Annotated in this window: 2 protein-coding genes; both read right to left on the reverse strand. The window is 64.8% G+C overall.

All coding sequences use genetic code 11. The features are described 5' to 3' along the window. Positions 1-738: SLC13 family permease (locus HMPREF9440_RS02715; protein ID WP_008541257.1), on the reverse strand; the 738-nt coding region annotated here is incomplete at its 3' end. A gap of 364 nt (positions 739-1,102) precedes the next feature. Next, the coding region (locus tag HMPREF9440_RS02720; RefSeq protein ID WP_008541258.1) for an SLC13 family permease at positions 1,103-1,553 on the reverse strand (451 nt) is incomplete at its 5' end.

Consider the following 1,553-nt stretch of genomic DNA (forward strand, 5'->3'; position numbering starts at 1 on the left):
CGTGACGGGAAGCGCCACCTTCATCCACGCGAGGAACGTGACCGGCGTGTCGTAGGTCTGTTCCACGAAGCGCGCGAAGATGCCGTTCGGGGGCGAACCGATCAGGGTCGCCATCCCGCCGATCGACGCGGCGTACGCGATGGAGAGCAGCACGCCCACGCCCCACTTGTGCTCGTCCTCACCGATCTGCTCGGTGGGCTGCGCGGAGCGCACGACGCCCATCACGGCGACGGCGATCGGCACCATCATCGCGGCCGTGGCGGTGTTCGACACCCAGGCCGACATGAAGGCGGTCGAGGTCATCAGGCCCGCGATCATCTGATTGGGCTTCGTGCCGAAGACCCTCAGCGTCTGGAGCGCGATGCGGCGGTCCAAATGCCAGCGGTGGATGGCGGCGGCCAAAAGGAAGCCGCCCAAAAAGAGGAAGATGGTCCCGCTCGCGTAGTTCGAGAAGGTTTTGGCCGGCGTGGCGATCTGCAGGAGCGGATACGCGACGAGAGGCAGCATCGCCGTCGCGGCGATGGGGAGCGCCTCCGTGAACCACCAGATCGCCATCCAGACGGTGACGCCCAAACAGGCGCGTCCGGCGTGCCCGAACTGCGTCAGCTCCCCGGCGGGGCTGACGTACTCCGTGGGCAGGAGATAGTAGGTGATCAGGCCGAAGAGTGGACCAGCCAGCAGCGCGATGACCTTCCAGCGGTTGGACACGGCGCCGATTTCGATGCTCGATTCGGTCATGGAATCCTCCGAGTGGAGATGATTTCTAGGGGCACGCCGACGTCCCGCCATAGAGGGAGACAAATGTTAAGACGCGCTCGGTAGTTTGAGCATAATCAAATCTTCGAGCCGGATTCCTCCGCCAAACGGAGGATTTTCCGTACCGGCGTCACCCCACCGCCGATAAGATCAAAAACCCTACGACATTTCTCCTAACGCGAAACATTCCTTCAATGGGATCCATTCGGTAAGTCCTTCGGCGCGAAGCCTTTTCCGGTGAAGAGATCCGCCCGCAGAATCGCCTCCCGCACAAGCGATTCCAATGACGAAAGGCCGCCGGCCCCGATGGGTTCCGACGGCCTTCGGCGTACCCGGGCGGGCGTCCTTACAGGAAGACGCCTCCGGCCAAAAGCGCCACCGAGACGATGACGACGATCCCGAGGATGTTGAGGAGGAACCCTGCGCGGACCATGTCGCCGATTTTGAGGCGGCCCGTCCCGAAGACGATCGCGTTCGGAGGCGTCGCGACCGGCATCATGAAGGCGCAGGACGCGCAGAGCGCCGTGCAGAGGAGCAGCGCCTCGGGGTTCGTGCCGATCGATTCGGCCGCGGCCGAGATGAGCGGCATCATCGTCGCGGCGAGCGCGGTGTTCGAGGTCACCTCGGTCGCGAACGTGACGAGCGTGGAGACGCCGACCAGCATCGGAATTTCGCCCAAACCGGCCAAGGCGCCCGCCTGCGCGCCGATCATCGCAGCGGCGCCGGTCGACTGAAGCGCGGCCGCCATCGTGAGGCCGCCCCCGAAAAGCAGGAGCACGTCCCAGGCGACGACGTCC

Origin of the sequence: Sutterella parvirubra YIT 11816 (assembly GCF_000250875.1) — a bacterium.
GTDB classification, from domain to species: domain Bacteria; phylum Pseudomonadota; class Gammaproteobacteria; order Burkholderiales; family Burkholderiaceae_F; genus Sutterella; species Sutterella parvirubra.